Here is a 346-nt window from a genome sequence, read left to right on the forward strand (position 1 = left end):
GCGCTCACTCAGGTTGACCGCCGGCAGCGGCTTGCGCGTGCGGGCGCTCTTGGCCAACCGTGTCTCGATGATGCTGCTCAGGATGTCGAAGTCGACTGGCTTGGTCACATAGTCGTCAGCCCCCAGGCGGCGGCCCTTGAGTTCGTACCCGCGTTGCGCGAACGCCGTGAGAAACACGAAGGGAATCTCGGAATAGCGCGGCGCCAGCGTGCCGAGTTTCTCCAGCAACTCGAAACCCGTCATGCCGGGCATGCTGACGTCGCACAGCACAAGATCCGGCGCGTCATGGAGAATGGCGGTCAAGCCCTGCTCTCCGTCGTGGGCCTGGTTGACCGAGAACCCGCGC

Annotated in this window: 1 protein-coding gene; it reads right to left on the reverse strand. The window is 64.5% G+C overall.

The annotated features are described in order from the left end of the window. A partial coding sequence (locus RVY79_RS18195; RefSeq protein WP_317465938.1) for a response regulator occupies positions 1-346 on the reverse strand: 346 nt, incomplete at both ends.

The sequence above is a fragment of the Chromohalobacter sp. HP20-39 genome, assembly GCF_033052815.1.
Taxonomy (GTDB): Bacteria; Pseudomonadota; Gammaproteobacteria; order Pseudomonadales; family Halomonadaceae; genus Chromohalobacter.